The organism is Clostridium sartagoforme, assembly GCF_039521405.1.
GTDB lineage: Bacteria > Bacillota > Clostridia > Clostridiales > Clostridiaceae > Clostridium > Clostridium sartagoforme.
In genome coordinates this window covers 19,217-39,870 of record NZ_BAAACH010000002.1, presented here as the reverse complement: position 1 = coordinate 39,870, position 20,654 = coordinate 19,217, and the positions used below count along the sequence as shown (strand labels likewise).

General features: G+C 27.9%; 20 protein-coding genes and 1 riboswitch. Of the genes, 7 read left to right on the top strand and 13 right to left on the bottom strand.

Features of this window, described 5'->3' with window-relative positions; translation table 11 throughout:
- Positions 1-70: 70 nt before the first annotated feature.
- From ABDZ60_RS00415 to ABDZ60_RS00390, 6 genes are all read right to left on the bottom strand, one after another.
- Complete coding sequence (locus ABDZ60_RS00415; protein ID WP_047001801.1) at positions 71-1,213, bottom strand: toxic anion resistance protein; 1,143 nt, start codon at positions 1,211-1,213, stop codon at positions 71-73.
- 22 nt (positions 1,214-1,235) lie between these two features.
- Entirely contained in the window at positions 1,236-2,399 is a 1,164-nt protein-coding gene (locus ABDZ60_RS00410) for a 5-bromo-4-chloroindolyl phosphate hydrolysis family protein (protein ID WP_343775000.1), read from the bottom strand.
- A gap of 316 nt (positions 2,400-2,715) precedes the next feature.
- A complete protein-coding gene (locus ABDZ60_RS00405; protein WP_047001803.1) occupies positions 2,716-3,081 on the bottom strand; it encodes a hypothetical protein in 366 nt (121 codons plus the stop codon).
- A 23-nt stretch (positions 3,082-3,104) separates the two neighbouring features.
- Complete coding sequence (locus tag ABDZ60_RS00400; protein ID WP_343774997.1) at positions 3,105-3,581, bottom strand: flavodoxin; 477 nt, start codon at positions 3,579-3,581, stop codon at positions 3,105-3,107.
- Positions 3,582-3,697: 116 nt separating this feature from the next.
- Positions 3,698-5,935 (bottom strand): ATP-binding cassette domain-containing protein, encoded by a 2,238-nt coding sequence (locus ABDZ60_RS00395; protein ID WP_343774995.1) that lies wholly within the window; start codon positions 5,933-5,935, stop codon positions 3,698-3,700.
- Positions 5,936-5,953: 18 nt separating this feature from the next.
- A complete protein-coding gene (locus tag ABDZ60_RS00390) occupies positions 5,954-6,691 on the bottom strand; it encodes a MerR family transcriptional regulator (RefSeq protein WP_343774993.1) in 738 nt (245 codons plus the stop codon).
- 156 nt (positions 6,692-6,847) lie between these two features.
- Positions 6,848-6,952, top strand: a riboswitch (guanidine-I (ykkC/yxkD leader).
- Between the two features lie 266 nt (positions 6,953-7,218).
- Here ABDZ60_RS00390 and ABDZ60_RS00385 point away from each other — a divergent pair.
- Both ABDZ60_RS00385 and ABDZ60_RS00380 read left to right on the top strand, forming a co-directional pair.
- Positions 7,219-7,689 (top strand): hypothetical protein, encoded by a 471-nt coding sequence (locus tag ABDZ60_RS00385; protein ID WP_343774991.1) that lies wholly within the window; start codon positions 7,219-7,221, stop codon positions 7,687-7,689.
- Positions 7,690-7,925: 236 nt separating this feature from the next.
- Positions 7,926-8,444, top strand: coding sequence for a GNAT family N-acetyltransferase (locus tag ABDZ60_RS00380; RefSeq protein WP_343774989.1), 519 nt, complete (start codon positions 7,926-7,928; stop codon positions 8,442-8,444).
- A 114-nt stretch (positions 8,445-8,558) separates the two neighbouring features.
- Here the strand turns inward: ABDZ60_RS00380 and ABDZ60_RS00375 are convergent, their stop codons facing one another.
- The 6 genes from ABDZ60_RS00375 to ABDZ60_RS00350 form a co-directional block, all read right to left on the bottom strand.
- Positions 8,559-9,158: a GNAT family N-acetyltransferase gene (locus tag ABDZ60_RS00375; protein WP_343774987.1), complete on the bottom strand. Its 600-nt coding sequence runs from the start codon at positions 9,156-9,158 to the stop codon at positions 8,559-8,561.
- 248 nt (positions 9,159-9,406) lie between these two features.
- A complete protein-coding gene (locus ABDZ60_RS00370) occupies positions 9,407-11,380 on the bottom strand; it encodes an ABC transporter permease (protein ID WP_343774985.1) in 1,974 nt (657 codons plus the stop codon).
- Entirely contained in the window at positions 11,373-12,140 is a 768-nt protein-coding gene (locus ABDZ60_RS00365) for an ABC transporter ATP-binding protein (protein WP_343774983.1), read from the bottom strand. Before ABDZ60_RS00365 ends, ABDZ60_RS00370 begins: the two co-directional genes overlap by 8 nt.
- Before the next feature lie 122 nt (positions 12,141-12,262).
- Positions 12,263-13,276 carry a sensor histidine kinase gene (locus ABDZ60_RS00360; RefSeq protein ID WP_343774981.1) on the bottom strand — a complete coding sequence of 338 codons (1,014 nt, stop codon included), beginning with the start codon at positions 13,274-13,276 and terminating at the stop codon, positions 12,263-12,265.
- A 1-nt stretch (position 13,277) separates the two neighbouring features.
- Positions 13,278-13,949 (bottom strand): response regulator transcription factor, encoded by a 672-nt coding sequence (locus ABDZ60_RS00355; RefSeq protein WP_016207895.1) that lies wholly within the window; start codon positions 13,947-13,949, stop codon positions 13,278-13,280.
- A 91-nt stretch (positions 13,950-14,040) separates the two neighbouring features.
- On the bottom strand, positions 14,041-14,928 hold the full coding sequence (locus ABDZ60_RS00350; RefSeq protein ID WP_343774978.1) for a cobalamin-dependent protein: 888 nt from the start codon (positions 14,926-14,928) through the stop codon (positions 14,041-14,043).
- A 178-nt stretch (positions 14,929-15,106) separates the two neighbouring features.
- Between ABDZ60_RS00350 and ABDZ60_RS00345 the strand changes: the two genes are divergently transcribed.
- Positions 15,107-16,264, top strand: a complete 1,158-nt coding sequence (locus ABDZ60_RS00345) for an ABC transporter permease (RefSeq protein WP_016207898.1) — start codon at positions 15,107-15,109, stop codon at positions 16,262-16,264.
- Positions 16,257-16,937, top strand: a complete 681-nt coding sequence (locus tag ABDZ60_RS00340; RefSeq protein ID WP_343774976.1) for an ABC transporter ATP-binding protein — start codon at positions 16,257-16,259, stop codon at positions 16,935-16,937. The genes ABDZ60_RS00345 and ABDZ60_RS00340 overlap by 8 nt, the downstream gene beginning before the upstream one ends.
- Positions 16,938-17,070: 133 nt before the next feature.
- Here ABDZ60_RS00340 and ABDZ60_RS00335 read toward each other — a convergent pair whose 3' ends face one another.
- The gene (locus tag ABDZ60_RS00335) at positions 17,071-17,601 is read right to left on the bottom strand and encodes a dihydrofolate reductase family protein (RefSeq protein WP_047001812.1); all 531 of its coding nucleotides are present in this window, start codon (positions 17,599-17,601) and stop codon (positions 17,071-17,073) included.
- A 128-nt stretch (positions 17,602-17,729) separates the two neighbouring features.
- Here ABDZ60_RS00335 and ABDZ60_RS00330 point away from each other — a divergent pair, with 128 nt between their 5' ends.
- The 3 genes from ABDZ60_RS00330 to ABDZ60_RS00320 all read left to right on the top strand — a co-directional run bounded on the left by ABDZ60_RS00330 (position 17,730) and on the right by ABDZ60_RS00320 (position 20,478).
- Positions 17,730-18,674, top strand: coding sequence for a helix-turn-helix transcriptional regulator (locus tag ABDZ60_RS00330; RefSeq protein WP_343774973.1), 945 nt, complete (start codon positions 17,730-17,732; stop codon positions 18,672-18,674).
- Positions 18,675-18,799: 125 nt separating this feature from the next.
- Complete coding sequence (locus tag ABDZ60_RS00325) at positions 18,800-19,468, top strand: response regulator transcription factor (protein ID WP_343774971.1); 669 nt, start codon at positions 18,800-18,802, stop codon at positions 19,466-19,468.
- On the top strand, positions 19,465-20,478 hold the full coding sequence (locus ABDZ60_RS00320; protein WP_343774969.1) for a sensor histidine kinase: 1,014 nt from the start codon (positions 19,465-19,467) through the stop codon (positions 20,476-20,478). The genes ABDZ60_RS00325 and ABDZ60_RS00320 overlap by 4 nt, the downstream gene beginning before the upstream one ends.
- The last annotated feature ends 176 nt before the right edge of the window (positions 20,479-20,654 follow it).

Below are 20,654 nucleotides of genomic sequence, written 5' to 3'. Positions count from 1 at the left end.
AGTTTTGCCTTAAGATTTAAGGCCTTACTATTAAAATAGTAAGGCCCATCTTCAAGATATATTATTTATATTATCTTTTAAAATCTAAAAGCTTATTCTTCAATTGTTCCTCAATATTAACTAATTCTAATTCAGCATCCTTACGCTTTTGACGCCCTTCATTTTGTATTCTAAGAATCTCATCCAGAGTTGAAATTAGAGATTCATTTGTTATTTTTAGGGTTTCAATATCTACTATTCCACGCTCAGATTCCTTAGCAGTTTCTATTGTTGAGGTTTTTAATATTTCCGCATTCTTACGTAAAAGTTCATTAGTCATATTGGTAACTTGATTTTGTACCCTTGCAGCATTACTAGAATGAGCAACTCCAAGGGATAATATCATTTGATTTTTCCAAAGTGGAATTGTATTTACAATTGTAGATTGTATTTTTTCAGCCATTAGAGAATCATTATTTTGGATTAATCGAATTTGGGGAGCCATTTGAAGAGATATCATTTTAGTAAGTTCTAAATCATGAATTTTCTTTTCAAATCGATGACAAAGAGAAATAAAATCATTTACTTCCTGAGCATCCTGTGGCAAACCACTTCTTATTGCATTCTCTTGAAGCTTTTTAAGTTCTTCATTTTCTAGCTTCTTAAGCTTCTTTTTTCCAGCCAAAATATACATTGAAAGCTCTTTAAAATAAACTTTATTTATTTCATACATTTTATCAAGCATAGCAACATCTTTTAAAAGCTGTATTTGATGACTTTCAAGAGTAGAACACATTTTATTTATATTATCTTCCACTTTTTCATATTTAGCTTTCATTTGAGAAATCTTATTTTTCCCTTTTTTAAATAAGCCTAATATACCCTTCTTTTCTTCTGACTCATCAAAATTCTTTAACTCATGCACTACATTTGAAAGCATATCTCCAATTTCACCTAAGTCTTTTGTTCTTACATTATTTAAAGCTGATTCTGAAAAATCAGCAATTTTCTTTTGTGCACCCACTCCATATTGTAGAATTGAATTTGAATTTTTTATCTCAATCTTATCTACAAATTGATTTACCATCCTTTTTTCTTCTTCAGTTAAATTAGCATCATTAATTATATCTTCTACTTTCTCTTCTTCTACTTTAATTGCAGGAACCACTTCCTGAAAAGTATCAAAAGTTAATTCTGGCTGTATATCAATATTCTCCTTAAATTCGTCCTTCATTATAAAATCCTCCCACTTTTCATCACTTTTTAAAATCAGATTTATCTGTTAAACCTTCTTGAGTAAATAGTGTTTTTAAAACAGAAATATCTGTAGAAATATCTAAAGCAACATCTTCAAATAAGTCATCTAACAACTTTTCAAAGGCTATATTTATAACATCAATACTCTTTTCAATTTCATTTTTTGCAGTTTTAATATTCTCTCCCTGAACTTGTTGCTCATTTAGCTCCTTATATGAATTAACTAATTTTATTGTAATAGGAAGATAATGATTTATAAACTTATTAACTTCTTGTATCTTCTTAGGGTTTTTCTCTATATAATTTAGTATCTGAATCACAATATTTCGTAATTTATCTAATTTCAATATAAATTCTCTATTATTAATTTTATTTTTTACAACTTCTATCTCTTCAGTGTAATTTTTCCCTTTTTGAATTACAGCTCTTAACTCTTCACCTTCTGAATTGAATTTTTCTTCTCTAACTTCTTGCTCTTCTCTTTGCTTATCTCTATTAGCTTCCTGAGCTTTTAAATTTAAATAGTCTTTATAGACATCATCATTTATCATTAAATAAGTCTTTTCTTCATCAATATGTGCTTCCTTAAACATACCTAATTCAATCATTCTTTTTAAGTCTTTTATAACAAACTTATTTTTCATTCTAACTGTATTGGCTAAGTCTTCAATTAAACAATATCCTTTATTATCAAGATATCTCACATATCTCTTAAAGCGTCTTACTCTTTTTCTTAAATTTACACCTCGAAAAATTAACCCAATGCTTCCTACAAAAAAAGCTACTAAAATTCCTAGTCCAATAGTACTGCTTACTAAAAATCCGCTTATAAGCGAAGTCCATAACATATATATAATTAATAAAACTCCTAATGGTAAACTTACCATAGAACCAATCACTATATAAAGTATTCCTGACACAGTTCCCGTTGGCCTTTTATCAATATATAATGATATTTTATTTTTAGCACTTTTATCTATTTCAGTATATTTACTTTCCACCTTTTCATTATATTCCTTAATCTTACTCTTCACTTTACTCATGGTGTCATCGGCTTTGTTTGTAAAATCCCTTTTTAGTGTAGCAAAATCTATTGCATTAAGTGCATTTTTTACAGTATTCATAATTTGATCTTCTAAGTCAGAAAATTCCTTCTTATCCATAGCCATGCCTCCAGATTATTTACTTATATATGCTTTCAAATTTACCATTCTTTTTAAATAATATTATTAATCTGCATTTCTATAATATAGTACTAATGTAGATCATTAATTGAACCATCATTTAGATTAATTATATCTTATTCTTATATTCATTACAATTTATAACAAATCAATTCTTATTTTTATTTTACTTTCATATCAAAAAAAGGATTGATCCTGTATGTTTACAAGATTCAATCCTATTAGCCTACTAGCAAATATATTGGCGGTTGGTCATACTTCAAACTTTGATTATAATGCTGCCATAAAACACAAGTTAACCTCTTTTAGTAATTTCAGCTGTTATCAATGCTTTTGAAATATACATTGCTTTTATAATGTTTTTAAGACGTGTATTATGGGATGTTCCCTCTGCAAATTTTTGTTGTGCTTTTTCACATTTGCTTATAATTGATGATACAGGGCGTAGAGCTTCAAGCAATTCTTCTTTTGTATATTTGTTCATATTATTTTCATTTCCTATAAACGATTTTGAAATATACATCGCCTTTATTCTGTTTTTTAAGAGTGTATGCTGAGAAGTTCCTTCCATAAACTTTTGTTGTGCTTTTTCACACTTACTTATAGTTGAGGAAACAACTCGTAGCGCTTCTTCCAGTTCTTCCATCGTATATTTGCCCATAGTATTTCACCTCAAATTTAAATTTATTCTAATTCATATCCAATTGCTTCAAGCCAATTTAAAATTTCTTCAGATGTAGTGTTACCATTTATATCAATACCCGGTAGAATTATGGCCTCCTTACATTCTCTTGCTATATCATTTTCAATTTGGCCAAATCCTCCACCCCCATGAGTACAAAAAGGAATTATTGTTTTCCCTTCAAATTTATGTTGTTTAAGGAAACTCGTAACTGGAGGTGCTGCTTTTTTAAACCAATTAGGTGTACCTATAAATATTGTTTTATAATCATCTATCGGATCATTCCCAGATATTAACTTAGGGCAAAAACCCCGTGAAATTTCGCTTCTCACTTCTTTACATGCTGTATTATAGTCAAAAGAATACTTCTTATCTGGAATTAGTTCTCTTATAATGCCACCAGTATGCTTTGATATTTCTAACGCTAAATTCTTTGTATTTTGGAAAAGCGAATAATAAACAATAAGTGTATTACTCATTTATGTTATCTCCCTTCGTGAAGCTCCAATTTATATTACTCTTCTTTATCACATTCTACACTATGACGTAAGGTCATAGTCAATCCTAAATTCAAAGAAAAATTTAAGTAATACAATTATAAATATTTAGCAGTTAATGATTTTTTACATTCTCTTAGTTCTAGAGGAGTTCCTTCAAATATTATTTCTCCCCCTTTAGTTCCTCCATCTGGTCCAAGATCTATAATCCAATCCGCTCTTTTAATTACGTCTATGTTATGTTCAATAATAATAACTGTATTTCCATTATCCACAATATTTTCAACTATATTTACAAACTTTTCAACATCAGCCATATGAAGACCTGTGGTAGGTTCATCCATTATATATACTGAACTTTCTTTATGTAATTCACTTGCTAGCTTTAATCTTTGGCATTCACCACCTGATAGTGTATCTAAAGTTTGACCTAAAGTTATATATCCAATTCCCATATCCTCAATAGATTGTAGCTTTGTTTTAATTGCTTTTATATTAAAGAATTTTATAGCTTCTGTTACAGTCATATCAAGAACTTCAATAATATTTTTACCTTGCAATTTATACTCTAAAACTTCTTTTTTAAACTTCTTACCATCACAAACATCACAAGTACTCTTAATATTTTCCATAAAGGCAAGATTTGTTTCTATTACTCCACTCCCCTTACAATTTTCACAAGCACCTTCTGAGTTTGCACTAAATAATGATACATTAACACCATTTTCTTTTGCAAAAGCCTTTCTTATATTATCCATAATTCCACTATAAGTTGCTAAACTCGATCTTGAATTTGCTCCTACAGGACTTTGATCTATTAATACAGCTTCTTTATTTTGCTTTAAAAACTCTTGTTTAATTAATGTACTTTTCCCTGAACCTGCAACTCCTGTTACTACAGTTAGTACTTCTTTTGGTATGTTGACAGATATATTCTTCAAGTTATTTTTCTTACAATTAATAGCTTTTAAATATCCATTATGTAATCTTACATTTTCCTTGATATCAAGTGACTTATTTAAGGCATTACCTGTTAAAGTCCCCGAAGTAAGTAAGTTTTCATAACTTCCTTCATATACTATTTCTCCCCCATTAGTTCCTGCTAATGGTCCAACATCAATAATATGATCTGCAATTTTAATAACATCAGGATCATGTTCAACGACAATTACGGTATTTCCTTTATCACGTAATTTTCTTAAAAGGTTATTTAACTTATAAACATCCCTTGGATGAAGACCTATACTTGGTTCATCAAATATATACATCAAATCTATAAGATTACTATTAAGGTGTTTTACCATTTTAATACGTTGAGATTCTCCACCTGACAATGATGATGTTTCTCTATCTAAAGTTAAATATCCAAGACCTATATCAATGATATTACTTAACTTTTCACTAATCCCCTTAACTAAAGGTTCTGCCTCTGGTTCCTTAATTTCTGCAATCACTTTAACCAAGGTATCAATTTGCATACTAGTTAAATCTGCAATATTATATCCATTAATTAAGCAACTATATACTCTTTCATGAAGTCTTTTTCCTTTGCACAGAGGACATTCCCCCTCTATAAGTAACTTACTTAATTTCTTTTTAGCAGCTTCAGAAATTTCTCCTTCTTTCTTTAAGTAAAGTCTATTAAATTTAACTATTAAGCCTTCATATGTTAAATTCATTGTTCCTACTTCATCTATTTTTATCTTCTCTGCTTCTCCATATAAAAATTTTTGTAATTCATCTTCTGAATAGTCACATATCTTTTTATCATTATCAAAGAATCCGGATTCAGTAAACAGCTTCCAATGCCAAGACCCAATCCCAAACCCAGAAAGTAATATTGCTCCTTCATTTAAGGATTTAGTTGTATCAACTATTTCATACATATTAGGAACTAACTTTTTCCCAAGGCCTTCACACTCAGGGCACATTCCATTTATATCATTAAATGAAAACATATTTGCCTTTCCGATATATGTACTTCCAAATCTCGAATATAAAGTTCTAAGATATGAATTTATATCTGTAATAGTACCTAATGTTGATCTCGAATTACCACCAAGTCTGCTTTGATCAATGATAATTGGTGTAGAAAGATTCTCAATGTGATCAGCTTTTACCGCTCCATACTTAGGTAAGAAATTTCTTATAAACGCACTAAATGTCTCATTCAATTGGCGTTTTGCTTCCTTAGCCACTGTTTCAAAAACAATTGATGATTTTCCTGAACCAGAAACTCCCGTAAAAATTGTTATTTTTCTTTTAGGTATTTTTAAAGATACATTCTTTAAATTATTTTCTCTACATCCTTTTAAATAAATAAATTCATCAGCCATTTTATCCCTCCATTACTTTTAAATTATCATTTCTATATCCTGAATTACTTCCTTTAAACTTAATTCAATATCCCTCATAGGTTCTAATAATTTGTTAAATTCACCTAATATATCATACTCTAAATCTAGATTATAGATAATTTCTTTTAAAGTTTTATTGTTATTAAACTTTATTTTATTAATTAATTTCAATACAGCACTTGCTGTATAATTTAATTCCCTTAAAGACTTAATAAAAATTCCCATGATTAAATCTTTTTCTGAATAAACTCTATATTTATTTTTCTTATTTCTTGCTATATTTAATAAGCCGTTATTTTCCCAATATATCAATACATCATTAGTAACTCCGATTCTTTTAGCAACCTCATTAGTTTTAAAGTTATTATTAGTGTTATTTAAATTTGTAGTTTTTAATCTACTTAATGATTCTCTAATTACTATAGAATCATTTCTAATTTGATTTTGAATATATTCTAAGTAATTTTTAGCTTTATTTAATGCTAACTCCAATTTTCTTTGAGATATAGACTTAATTATATCCAATGATTTAATCTTAAATTCAATTTTAATTATATCTATATTTAATAAATTTCTGGCTAGCTTAATTTGTTCTAAATGCCTTTCAGTAAAAACTCTATATCCATTCGCTTTTCTTTTTACTTCTTCAATATGTCCCCACTTCTCATATAATATAACTGTATTAGGATGAACATTAATAATTTTAGCTATTTGAGCTGTTGTATAACTTTTCATTAATTATCTCCTGTTTAAATCTTGATTACATTAATTGATTGTAACATATAACTAAAACTCTGGGGGATAGTGTAGACTTTTTTATTATAAAACAAAGACACTATTGACTAAGCATATATGTTTTGATAATATTTCTATACGAAGTAAATTTAATAGTTCAAAGTTTTATAGGGTTCCACAGTTTAAGATAATGACTGGTTTGGTCCGAGATAAAACGCATAGTTTATACTATGTTCACGGAAGGATAAAAGCCTGGGAGATATTTTTTAGTATCTCTTTGGGCTTTTTTTATTTTTATTAAATCTATATGGAAGGAATGTGATAAAATGTTATCATTATTAATTGCAACAATTGCTACAAGTGCTATAGATAGCTTAAATCCTGTAGCAATTACATAACAGTTTGTACTTCAAGGCCTTGTAAAGAAAAAGCATCATATTTGGTATTTTATTTCAGCTACATCAATAGTAAATTTTATTGGTGGTATGTTGGTATACTTCTGACTAGCATCAATTCTGAAAAGTTATATGGATATTATTCTAGGTAAGTATTTTCAATTAATTTATACAACTGAATTAATACTTGGAATAGCAATGTTTATTGCTGTAAGTTATATAATAATGAATAAAAAAGTAAAATTTCTTGAAAATAAAATCTCAACTTTAAAAGGAGATGTCGTACAACCATCAGAAGAAAATAATACATTAATAAGATTTAAATCTCTCAATCCTGTATCATTATTTATTATAGGTTCTGTGATAACAATTTGCGAACTTACTACTGCTTTACCATACTTTGCATTTTTAACCATTATACTCAATTATAAACTGCCAGTTATAACAGTAGCTTTAATAATGTTATTATATAACTTTATATATTCTTCACCATTAATTTTATTATATGTTAAGTGCCAAGATAAGGTAGATAAATTCTATACTCTAATAAAAGAAAAGATGAGCAAGTATTCCAATATACTTACTCCATTAGTTGTTGGGTGAATAGGCAGCTTCCTCATATATAACTCAATAATTAATCTTTTGAACTAATTATATTTAGATTTTTAGCAAAATATATAGTATTGCCAACTATTACAGAATTTCTTATTAAGCATAAATATTGAATTCTGCCATATTTATGCTTCTATACAATATTGTAATTAATTAAATGATATAATAACAAAATTATATTTCATTATAAAATTAATAAAAAATAAATTTCAGGAGGAATAAAAATTATGAACAATTTATCAATTAAAGAATGTAGCTTAAAGGATATAGAAAAAGTTAAATATATAAGTGAAAAGACATTCTATGAAACATTTTCTGGTGAAAACACGAAAGAAGATATGGAAAATTATCTAAAAGAAAATTTTTCTTATGAGAAATTAGGAAGTGAAATTAAAAATAATGGTTCAAAATTTTACATAGTTGAAACTAATGAAGAAGTAGTTGCATATATGAAAGTTAATTTTGACAAAGCTCAAACAGAAACAGGACATGATAATACATTAGAAGTTCAAAGAATTTATGTATTACAAGAATATAAAAGTAAGCACATTGGTAAAAAATTAATACAAAAAGCTATAGAAATTGGAAAAAACAATAGCCTAAATTATATTTGGTTAGGTGTATGGGAAAACAATATTAATGCAATAAAATTTTATGAAAAGCAAGGATTTGAAAAATTTGATACACATATTTTCAAATTGGGTGAAGATGAACAAATAGATAACTTAATGAAATTAATGTTATAAGGTTTGTTTATAATAAATAAAATAATATAAATTAAGGGAGCTAACCTCTAAGGTAGCTCCCTATAAGCAATATACAAATGCGTCAATAACCATTTTAATATATCCATATATATTCTAATTATTAAATTCATCTAGTGATAATTCATTACAAGCATATTTTTCTCTAAATTCATCCTCAAGAATACTCATGGTAACCATATCGTAATATTTATGATTATAAAACCATCCATCACGTTTAATACCTTCTCTTTTAAATCCTATTTTCTCATACACATGGATTGCTCTTTCGTTAAATGAAAATGCCTCTAGTTCAACTCTATGTAAGTTAAGCATTCCAAAAACATAATTTAAAGCTAGAATTATAGCTTCACTTCCGTATCCTTTATTAAAGTCTTCTTTTCTATTTATAAAAATTCTCATACTTCCACTTCTGCTATTTCTATAAATATCATTAATTACAACTTCTCCTACAGCCTTATTTGATTCCTTCGAGAATATTAAAAAATCAATTCTACTTTTATCACTACTTATACTGTCTAAGTATGTATCAATATCTGATTTACTAAATATTTGTTGACTTCCTGTAAAAATCATTGACTCAATGCTACAATTATTTAAATCTCTCCAATATTCCTCTGCATACTCAGGGTCTAATTTTTTAAGATATACTACATTCCCATTTAATTCTAAAAAATTTCTTGTATTAAGTTTCATTTATTTATCCCCCTTAAATTTATGTCTTCACTAAACATAAACTTTCAATCTACTACCCTTTAAAAATCTTATTCTTAATAACATTATTATATATTGAACAAAAAGCGGCTTCAATCTCATTTATTATTCTGTGTTAAATTTGAGCATACTTTATTTTACCTTCTCATTTTTATAAACCTGTACAACAAAAAGACACATAAAAAGCTTTATAGCCTTTATGTGTCTTTTTTATTAAATTTCTAAATAAATTAACTAACAATTTTATAGTAAACTTTTGAAGTAAGAATATACACAATAGCATAGAAAATAGCAAAGACAAAAATTGTTCCTGCTGTGCAGAATGCAAATAATGTAACATTAGTAAGATTTAATACTGACAAAAGTTTTACTATAACCTTAAAGGCAAAAGCAATATGAATAATTGCTGTTACTAAAGGTAGGAAAAATACCATAAGTACTTGGCTTCCAATTGATTTTTTTATTTCTTCTTTACTCATTCCAACCTTTTTCATAATTTCAAAACGTTCTTTATCATCATACCCCTCTGAAATTTGTTTGTAGTAAATAATAAGAACTGTTGCCATAATGAAAAGTACTCCAAGGAATATACCTAAGAAGAAAAGACCTCCGTATAAAGAAAAGAAAGATTCTCTAGATTCTTCTAAGCCTTCACAACTACCTTCAATAGATAACTCCTTTATTTTATTGTTAATCTCATTAGTTAAAGCAATCTCCTTTTCTGCATCTTCGTCAGTATCAAATGCAAAAAAATAAGATAACTCGCTCATATTTCCAGCACCTTGAATACTAGAACTATATACTTCTTCAATTGCCTTCTCATCAGGCATTATAATAAAGTAACCATTAGCAACTACTGCAGAAGCAATTCCATCCACTGTCATACTATTTATACGATCCTTTATTTTTAACTCTTTACCTAAAACATTAATACTATCCCCTATAATTTCTCCTCTATAAGTGAAAATTAGCACTTCGTCTTCTTTCAAAGTTATAGACTTATTCTCTAAGTCATTATATTCACTTAATGGAATAAATTCTAAAAAGCATAAGTTGTTTGTATCCAAGTTATTGCCATCATCTGTGAAATAATTCTTATCTTGTATCATAGCTAAAGATAAAGATCTATATTTAACTATATTTTTTATATCAATTCCATTTTTTTCTGATTGCTCTTTTATCATAGAGCTAATCTCTTCTGACTTTTCTCTTGATACATTTTTTGCACTTATTGAAATATCTCTTGGATACCTAGTTCTAAGTACATCCTCCATACCAATATATAATGATACTGTAGTAGATATCATTACTAAAACAGTTGTTGAGAGGATACATATATTAGCAAGCCCTATTGCATTTTGTTTCATTCTATAAATCATACCGGATACATTTATAAAATTATTAGTCTTATAGTAAAAACTTTTATTCTTTCTAAGCATTTTTAAAAGAGCTATACTTCCTGCAGTAAATAGAGCCCAGGTTCCTATCATAACAAGAATTACTGCTAGGAAGAATCTATTAAGTGCAGCCAAAGGTGCTTCTGTTGTTACTGCAATATAATATCCTGATCCAAGACTGCTAAGTCCAATCAATGTAAGAACCCATCTTGTTCTTGGTTCTTTTTCACCAACCTGACCACCCTTAAGAAGCTCAACAGGCTTTGCAAGATGAATTTGTCTTAGATTATTTAAAAGAGTTAAGACAAAAATAAAACCAAATAGAGTAGCTGTTATAATTAAGGACTTAATTGAAATAAAAAACCCCATAGGAACCTTAAAATGTAAAATTTTAAGAAGTACTAAGAATATAAGCTTACTTACTGCAATGCCTAAAAGAAGCCCCATTACCATACTTATAAGAGTTACAAAAAATGATTCCCAAAATAATACCTTAGCAATATGCTTTTTCTCCATTCCGAGTATATTATATAAACCAAGTTCTTTTTTACGCCTCTTTATAAGAAAACTATTAGTATAAAAAAGAAAAATAACTGAAAATAAACCAATAACATAAGTTCCTAACTTAAGTATAATTTTAAGGCTATCTCCTCCAGACATAACATCTAAACCATCGTTTACTGATATAAAATGCAATATATAAAACATAGCAATGGAAGATATACAAGTTAAAATATATGGGAAATAAGTCTTCCCATTCTTTTTAATATTAGTAGCTGCCAGCTTTTGATAGAACATATTACTCATTTTTTGCACCGCCTGTAGCAATTATAGTAAGTGTATCAGAAATTTTTTGATACATTTCCTCTTGAGACATGGATGCTCTATACAGTTGGTGGAAAACTTCTCCATCCTTTATAAAAAGTACACGACTTGCATGGCTGGCTGCTTTAGTACTATGAGTAACCATTATTATAGTTTGTTCTTCTTTATTTATATCATTAAATAAACGTAAAAGCTCATCGCTAGAATGAGAATCTAACGCTCCTGTAGGCTCATCTGCAAGAATAAGTTGCGGATTAGTTATTAGAGCTCTTGCAACAGCAGCCCTTTGCTTTTGTCCTCCAGATACTTCATAAGGATACTTGCGTAATATTTCATCTATACCAAGCTTTTTAGCTATAGGTTTTAAACGACTATTCATTTCATTAAAAGCCTTTCCGGATAAAACAAGAGGTAAAAATATATTATCTTGTAGTGAAAAAGTATCAAGAAGATTAAAGTCTTGAAATACAAATCCTAAATTATCACGTCGGAACTTAGAAATCTCTTTTTCTTTAATGTTAATACTGCTTATTCCATTAAGCACTACTTCTCCACTTGTTGGCTTGTCAAGAGCTGCAATAATATTTAATAGTGTTGTTTTACCAGAGCCGGACTCACCCATTATAGCCACATATTCACCTTTTTCTACTGAGAAAGATACCTCTGATAAAGCCTGAACATGGTTTCCTCCAAAACGGCTAGTATATATTTTTTTAAGTTTTTTTACTTCTAATATTGACATAAATTATTCAACCTCCAAAATTCTTATCATGTTAAGTATAACAAAAGGAAGAAATGGCTGCCTTAATCTTGACTTACATTTCTTCCTCTAACCTTACACCTTTGTAAGATTGAAATTAAATACTACTCTATCCCTACTTCAATAGTTTCTAGATTAATTTTCACCTTTGTTCCCTTATCCACCTTGGATTCTATAGTTATACTATGGGAAAGTTTATTTAAAATCTGCTTACATAGATATAACCCAAGGCCTGTAGATTTTTTATCCCACCTTCCGTTATATCCTGTAAATCCTCTTTCAAATATACGTGATAGATCTTCCGCTCTTATTCCAATTCCTGTATCTTCTATAACAAGAGTCATTTTGGAAATCCTATCCATGTATATTGAAATAGTCCCATCTTTCGTGTACTTTAATGCATTTGATAACAGTTGCTCAATAACGAATACTAACCATTTTTCATCTGTTAATATATCACAGTTCAGCTCCTTAAAATTTAATTTTATCTTCTTTCTTATAAACATTCTGGAATATTTCCGTACGGCCTGTTTTACAATCTTATCAAGACTTTGCTTTCTTAATACGAGATCAGAAGACATGCTTTCAAGTCTTAGGTACTGTAATACAAATTCTACATATTGCTCAACCTTAAACAATTCCATAGAAAGTTCTGAACTTAAATCACTTTCTTCCGACTGAAGAATCAAATGCATAGCTGAAATAGGTGTCTTTATTTGATGAGCCCATAAAGTATAGTAATCTACTAAATCGCTCCGACTTATATCTGCATTATAAGCTGTTTGAAGATTTTGCTTGTAAGTTATAGTAAGCAAATCATAATAGTCTTTTTCAATCAAATCTTTAGCCTCAGGAAGATTATCAAAATTTAAAATAATATTATCCTTTAACTCTTGAAGCAGCTTATGTTTCTTGTAGAAATAAAAAAAATCTACTATAAGAAAAAGGAACCCTATACTTATGCAAAGAATACTAGCATAGGCTACAGGTTCTACTGGAAGATTATATAAAGAAAATACAATTACAAAAGTTAGACAACTCAAAATCAAAAAAATAACGCCCTTAAGTCTAGCCTTAATGTAAAAAGTTATAATCTTAAAAATCTCTGTCTTTTTCATATCATTCCACCAAATATCCTATACCCTTTTTAGTTACGATAAAATCGTATAACCCTATCTCCTGTAGCCTTTTGCGTAATCTTGTTATATTAACAGTTAATGTATTATCATCAATATAACTGTCTGTCTCCCATAATCTTGTCATAATAATATCTCTAGATACAATTTTTCCTTTATTCTCCATAAGTGTTTGTAATATTTTATTTTCATTTTTTGATAACTCAGCCTTATTCCCATTATAGGTTAAGGAAGAATCGCTCATATTAAGTATTGCTCCTCTATGCTCAAGTAGATTAGTCTGTCCTGTAAAATCATAAGTTCGCCTAAGTAAAGCCTGCACCTTAGCTGTTAGGACATTAAGATCAAAGGGTTTTGCAATGAAATCGTCTCCCCCCATATTCATAGCCATAACTATATTCATATTATCCGAAGCTGATGATATAAATATAATAGGAACTTTTGAAACTTTTCGAATCTCATTGCACCAATGATAGCCATTGAAAAAGGGCAAGGTAATATCCAGAAGAATAAGCTGTGGATTATAGGAGGCAAAAATAGAAAGTACATCTTTAAAATCGGTCACACAGTCTACTTCATATCCCCATGATTTTATATGATTTTTTAAAGCTTTAGAAATTATTAAATCATCTTCTACTATAAGAATTTTATACATTTACTTATCTCCTCAATTCCTTTTTAATCCAAATAACAACCTAATTATATCATAACTACTTTTATACATTAATTTCTTGTATTTATTTATGTTAAAGTTTATTCTTTTTCAATATATCTCTGATATCATCAATATCCCTAGCATAATAGTCCGCGCCTGTTTTCTCACATACCTTCGCATAATTTGAGAAGGCTGAACCTCCTAATATTATTATAGGTGAATTTTTACCGAAATGATTTTTTATAGCACTTATCATATATATTGCAGAGTCTATGTGATATTCTAGTGTAATAGAAATAGCAATAAATTTAGGTTTTTCAATATTTATTGCCTTAACAACACTCTGTACTGGAACATTACATCCTAAGTAAATTACATTCCAGCCTTCAATGTCCAATATATCACTTATCATTCTTAACCCAATATTATGAAGCTCTGCACCTGCATTTAAGGCTATCATTGATTTTGATTTAATATTTTTTTTCTTCTCCCTAAATTTTATTTCTCTCATAATATCAATTGTAACCTCTGATATAAAGTGTTCCTTCCATACATCTACTGTACCCTTCTCCCACAAAACACCAACTTCCTTCAAGACCTTATCTAATATATTAAAAAATATATATTCTATATTCACACCATCTTCATGAAAACCTACTATAAGTTTTCTTGCATTTTCACTATCTCCTTGTAAAAGATAATTTAAATAGACTTTATCAGCAGTTTTTAAATCTATACCCTTACTTTTAGCATCTTTCGTAGAACGAGCTATTTCCTCTGATCTTCCTAAAAGATAATCCAGAGTAACCTCAAATAAGTCAGCTATCTTATTAAGCTTTTCCATATCTGGAACTCTAGTTCCTTGCTCGTAATTAGCTACAGTAGTCTGCCCTATATTAAGTAAACTTGCAAGTTTTTTTTGCGTGTATCCCTTATTCTTTCTAAGTTCTTTCATACGATTTGCAAACCCGTTATTCATACTATACTCCTTTTCTTTTATATCATTAATTAATTATATCACATTTCGTGTATTTTATAAGTATTTTTTGTATTTGTCATTGCTTTAATTCATATTGTGATATATAATAATATCAATATTTAACTAATAATCATTATCCAAATTTGAAAATAATTATACTGACATAGGAGGATATAGTATGACACTACCATTTAAAATAGCTGTACGTTTTTTAAAGTCAAGTAAAGGTCAAACTGCACTTATTGCACTCGGAATTGCAGTTGGTGTATCAGTTCAGATATTTATTGGCTCTTTAATACAAGGGCTTCAAAAAAGCCTTATAAATAAAACCATAGGTAATTCATCTCAAATTACCATTTCGTCAAATACAGATGATAGGTTTATAAAAGACTATAGCGAAATTATTAATAAAATTAAAACTTCAGATAACAGAATTATAAACATTTCTGTAGCATCTGATGTTCCAGCACTTGTTAATGAAGATGAAAAAAACTATTCTGTTTTAGTAAGAGGAATGAATATAGAAGATTCCGATAAAATTTATAATATAAAAAAAAGAATATATGAAGGAAGAGAGCCAAAAAGTGAGCTTGAAACTATTATTGGTAAAGAGCTTCAACAAGAATTAGGAGCTAAAATCGGGGACAAACTCCAAATTATAACTAATTCAGGGGAAATTAATGAATTGACTATAACTGGTTTTTATAATCTTAATGTGGCTTCTATAAATAAATCTTGGATGATTACAACCCTAGAAACCTCACAGAGGATATTTTCACTTGATAATAGGATAACAGGTATTGAAATGCAAGTTAATGAAGTTTTTAAAGCAGATGAGATTGCATCAAAATTAATCCCTACTCTTGATAATAATTTTAAAGTTGATAACTGGAAAGCTCAAAATGCAGAGTTACTTAGCGGACTTAATGGTCAAAGCATTTCAAGCATAATGATACAAGTTTTTGTTCTAATATCAGTTTCACTAGCAATAGCTAGCATTCTAGCTATTACAGTTATTCAGAAGTCAAAGCAGATTGGTATTCTTAAAGCAATGGGTATAAAAGATAGATCCGCAAGTTTAATATTTTTATTCCAAGGACTCTTGCTTGGAGTTATGGGAGCAATCCTTGGCGTGTTACTTGGGCTTCTATTAGGAGTAGTATTTACCAAATTTGCACTAAATCCTGATGGAACCCCAGTTGTAGATCTTTATATTGATTATGGCTTCATAGCACTTTCTGCAATAATTGCACTTATATCTGCTACTGTAGCTTCATTAATACCGGCAAAACGATCTTCAAAACTTAATCCAATAGAGGTGATACGTAATGGCTAATATAATTAATTTAAATAATATAAATAAAACTTATGGTGATGTAATAAAAACTAAAGTATTAAATAATATTAATCTATCAATTGAAGAAGGTAGCTTTAACTCTATAATAGGTTCTTCTGGAAGTGGTAAAAGTACTCTTTTAAATATAATGGCAACTCTAGATAAACCAACTACCGGAGATGTCTTTATCAATGGAGAAAAAACTTCCATTATGAATAAAAATGAACTTGCAGAACTTAGAAATGAAACTTTAGGTTTTATCTTTCAGTTTCATCATCTTCTTCCTGAATTTACCGCACTAGAGAATGTTTTATTGCCATATAATATTAAACATTCTAAACCTTCAAAGGAAATAATTAAAACGGCTGAAGAACTATTATATCTTGTTGGTCTTGATAAGGTTAAAAATAATATTGCAACTAAAATGTCTGGAGGTCAACAGCAAAGAACAGCAATAGCAAGGGCCTTAATGAATAATCCAAAGATAATATTAGCAGATGAGCCTACTGGTAATCTTGATTCTGAATCCACGGAAATTATATATAATTTAATGAGAGATATAAATAAAATGTTTAATACAACATTTGTAGTAATAACTCATGATAGAAAAATAGCTGAAAAGGCTGATAGGATTATAGAAATAAAAGATGGCAAAATAATCATGGATATATAGTAAGCAATACTTTAATTTAAACATGCTTACAAATAGTGATATTCTAGTAGTATGGAGGAGGATATTCAAGTCTCCTCCATATTTTTTAATCTTTATATACTATTTAAAATTAATATAAAAATATTAGTCTGTTTTAATTATCTCTTTTTGTATATTTTAATATAGTAATACCGTTATCTACTATATATTCATTTAGATGCAATTTTATCGTAGGATTATTTCCTAAAAATAAAGGTCTTCCGGAACCTAATATTATTGGAATTATCCCAATAATATATTCATCAATAACATCAGCTTTAATAAAACTATCTATAAGTACACCTCCACCAAATAGAAATATGTCCTTTCCTTTCTTTTCTTTTTCTTCTTGTATTACTTTAACTATATCGCCATTAATAAAGTGTATATTATCTTTATCATGAATATTTTTAGATGTTGCTATATATACTTTTTTATTTTTATAATCATTATGCATATTTTGATCATAACAATTTTTTCCCATAACCACTATATCTACACCTTCCAAAAACTTATCAAAATCAAATTTATCTTTAGTATTTAATATGCTGTCTCCAGCACCAACTATCCAATCATATCCTCCATCATCTGATGCTATATACCCATCAAGACTTATTGCCAAATTCAAAATTATTTTTCTTTTCATATTAAATGCCTCCTTAATTATACAAATTATTTTAATTTTTAAATGTTTTATTATCATTATTATTTAATATATAATTAATTATAATTCATAATAGTTGACATCTTATGTCATGTGATAGGAGGAAAAAAATGAGAGCTGATAGATTAATTTCTATAATAATGTTATTGCAAATAAATAAAAAGTTAACTGCTTCCGAACTATCAAAAAGGCTTGAAGTTTCTATAAGAACTATTTACAGAGATATTGATACACTTAGTCGAATTGGAGTTCCTATTTTTACTGATAAAGGCATAAATGGTGGAATAAAACTTTTAGGAGACTATAAGACATCACTTAATGGAATAAGTAAAAAAGAACTTTTATCACTATTCATTCCTACTAGTGATAAGATTTTAGAAGACTTAGGTATAGAAAACCTTAAATATTCTGCAGTTCTTAAAATCTTAGGAACATCTACAACTAATGAAATACAAGAATTAGAAAATATTCAAAACTATATTTATATAGATATGTATACTTGGAATGAATCTAACAATATAGTTAACATAAATATTCTTTCTATATTGCAAAATGCTATATGGAATTCAAAGTCCTTAAAAATATTATATAGAAAAGTAAATGAGACAAAAGAAGTAGAGTTAAACCCACTTGGCTTGGTTTGCAAACGAAGTATTTGGTATTTAGTAGCTATAAACAATGAAATTATTAAAACATATAAAGTTAAATCTATTGAATCAGCTTTATTAATGGATTCTTTTATTAGACCTCATGATTTTAATCTTAAAAACTACTGGAGAACTTCTACTACCAATTATAAAAAGTTAATTCCTAAACATACTTTTACATTTAAAATTAACCCAAATATATTAAATAATATAAAAGAAAGGCAATTCATAACTATTATTGATACCTTTATTGAAGAAGATGAACTTTATATTAAAACAAAGTTTGATGCAATATGGCAAGGTATAGAATTTGCTTTTGGATATGGTAAAGATATTAAAATTATTGAACCTATTGAAGCTATCTCTGAAATTAAGAAAAAAGCATTAGAAGTAATTGGTTTGTATTAAATATATATCATTGTATTCTAAGCTTTAAAACAATTTTCTTTAATATCTAGATTTATTTTTGCAGTAATACTTATAATAAATTATAATATCATTAATCTTAATATTCTTATAAGGGAAGTGAATTTATGTCAAAGATAATTATTATTGAAGATACTGAAACAATAAGAAAGGAATTAAAGATCTTTTTAACTAGATATGATTATGAAGTTCTTGCTCCATCAAATTTTGAAAACATTATTCATTACATCCTAAAAGAAAATCCTGATTTATTACTTCTAGATATAAATCTTCCTGTATTTGATGGCTATCACATATGTAGAGAAATAAGAAAAAGTTCAAATATGCCTATTATAGTAGTTACAAGCAGAAACAGTGAAATGGATGAAATTATGAGTATGAATTTAGGCGCTGATGATTTTATTACAAAACCCTATAATACTCAAATTCTTTTAGCGAGGATTTCTTCACTCTTAAGAAGATCTCAAGGGTCATCTCTTCAAGATACAATGTATTATTATGATTTAAAACTTAATTTGTCTAATAGCTCAATTACTTACAATGAAAATACAGTAGAGTTAACTAAAAACGAGCTTAAAATACTTTCATGTATGATTAAAAATAAGGGGAAGATAGTATCTAGAGATGAGCTAATGAATTTTATGTGGAATTCAGATATTTTTGTAGATGATAATAATTTGTCTGTTAATGTTACAAGATTAAGAAAGAAATTAGAGGCGATTGGAATGAAAGACAATATAGAAACTAGACGTGGACTTGGATATATACTGCCATGAGTTTAAAAGATTATTTAAAAGATAGATTCTTATTTCTTTTAATTAATTTTATATTATTCATTATCATCTGTTTAATAATGCTACTTATTAATGTTAATAGCAATATAATAATTCTAGTTTTCTCAATATGGTTCTTCCCCCTTCTTTCTTTTATTATTACTGAGTTTATAAAAACAAATAAGTTTTACAAGGACTTAAATAATACTATGGAAAACTTAGATGAAAAATATCTTATCTCTGAAATTATAAAGGAGCCTGATTTTATTGAAGGAAAAACTGTCTACAATATATTAAAAGAAACAAACAAAGCTATGCATGAGCATGTAAAAAAATATAAGGATATGCAAAGTGAATACCGTGAGTATATAGAGACTTGGGTTCATGAAATAAAGACTCCTATCTCCTCAACGCGACTTATCATAGAAAATAATGAAAATAAGGTTACTACGAGTATTGATTATGAAATAAGAAAAATTGAAAATTATATTGAGCAAGTACTATATTACTCAAAAAGTAATAATGTAAGCAAAGATTATATAATAAAAGAGATTTCTTTGGCCTCTGTAGTAAGAAATACTATCAAGAAAAATTCAAGAGACTTTATAAACAGAAGAATTTCTGTTGACATGGACTCAGTAGAAGGTAATATATACTGTGATTCCAAGTGGCTTGAATTCATATTAAATCAAATTATAGGAAATTCTATTAAATATAGCATAGAAAATGAAGGAAGGATAAAAGTTTATACTACTTTAAATGAAAATAATATAATTCTTACTATAGAAGATAATGGAATAGGTATAATAAACAAGGATATCAATAGGATTTTTGAAAAAGGCTTTACTGGGGATAATGGAAGAAAACTTGGTAAGTCTACTGGAATAGGACTTTATTTATGCAAAAAGCTTTGTGCTCAACTAGGCTTAGGCCTTAGTTTAACTTCTAAACTTGGTGAGGGAACAAAAGTTAGTATTGTCTTTCCAATTGGCAAGGTTAACTTGATAAATTAAATTTATATTTATAATGGATTCATAGCAATTATATTTAAAATAGCTATGAGTCCATTATTTTTTATCCACTTAGATTTTTTATCTTGCAAAAATGTAACCTTAATGAAATATAAACTAATATGCATCTAGCAGAAGTGTTAGTAAAATAATATACATAAAGAAATTATTAATCAAAG

Coding starts and splice junctions, on each gene's coding strand:
- ABDZ60_RS00340 (WP_343774976.1), top strand. CDS start 16,257: ATGGCTAATATAATTAATTTAAATAATATAAATAAAACTTATGGTGAT.
- ABDZ60_RS00330 (WP_343774973.1), top strand. CDS start 17,730: ATGAGAGCTGATAGATTAATTTCTATAATAATGTTATTGCAAATAAAT.
- ABDZ60_RS00385 (WP_343774991.1), top strand. CDS start 7,219: ATGGATATTATTCTAGGTAAGTATTTTCAATTAATTTATACAACTGAA.
- ABDZ60_RS00395 (WP_343774995.1), bottom strand. CDS start 5,935: ATGGCTGATGAATTTATTTATTTAAAAGGATGTAGAGAAAATAATTTA.
- ABDZ60_RS00335 (WP_047001812.1), bottom strand. CDS start 17,601: ATGAAAAGAAAAATAATTTTGAATTTGGCAATAAGTCTTGATGGGTAT.
- ABDZ60_RS00345 (WP_016207898.1), top strand. CDS start 15,107: ATGACACTACCATTTAAAATAGCTGTACGTTTTTTAAAGTCAAGTAAA.
- ABDZ60_RS00375 (WP_343774987.1), bottom strand. CDS start 9,158: ATGAAACTTAATACAAGAAATTTTTTAGAATTAAATGGGAATGTAGTA.
- ABDZ60_RS00415 (WP_047001801.1), bottom strand. CDS start 1,213: ATGAAGGACGAATTTAAGGAGAATATTGATATACAGCCAGAATTAACT.
- ABDZ60_RS00365 (WP_343774983.1), bottom strand. CDS start 12,140: ATGTCAATATTAGAAGTAAAAAAACTTAAAAAAATATATACTAGCCGT.
- ABDZ60_RS00400 (WP_343774997.1), bottom strand. CDS start 3,581: ATGAGTAATACACTTATTGTTTATTATTCGCTTTTCCAAAATACAAAG.
- ABDZ60_RS00390 (WP_343774993.1), bottom strand. CDS start 6,691: ATGAAAAGTTATACAACAGCTCAAATAGCTAAAATTATTAATGTTCAT.
- ABDZ60_RS00410 (WP_343775000.1), bottom strand. CDS start 2,399: ATGGATAAGAAGGAATTTTCTGACTTAGAAGATCAAATTATGAATACT.
- ABDZ60_RS00380 (WP_343774989.1), top strand. CDS start 7,926: ATGAACAATTTATCAATTAAAGAATGTAGCTTAAAGGATATAGAAAAA.
- ABDZ60_RS00370 (WP_343774985.1), bottom strand. CDS start 11,380: ATGAGTAATATGTTCTATCAAAAGCTGGCAGCTACTAATATTAAAAAG.
- ABDZ60_RS00350 (WP_343774978.1), bottom strand. CDS start 14,928: ATGAATAACGGGTTTGCAAATCGTATGAAAGAACTTAGAAAGAATAAG.
- ABDZ60_RS00325 (WP_343774971.1), top strand. CDS start 18,800: ATGTCAAAGATAATTATTATTGAAGATACTGAAACAATAAGAAAGGAA.
- ABDZ60_RS00405 (WP_047001803.1), bottom strand. CDS start 3,081: ATGGGCAAATATACGATGGAAGAACTGGAAGAAGCGCTACGAGTTGTT.
- ABDZ60_RS00360 (WP_343774981.1), bottom strand. CDS start 13,276: ATGAAAAAGACAGAGATTTTTAAGATTATAACTTTTTACATTAAGGCT.
- ABDZ60_RS00355 (WP_016207895.1), bottom strand. CDS start 13,949: ATGTATAAAATTCTTATAGTAGAAGATGATTTAATAATTTCTAAAGCT.
- ABDZ60_RS00320 (WP_343774969.1), top strand. CDS start 19,465: ATGAGTTTAAAAGATTATTTAAAAGATAGATTCTTATTTCTTTTAATT.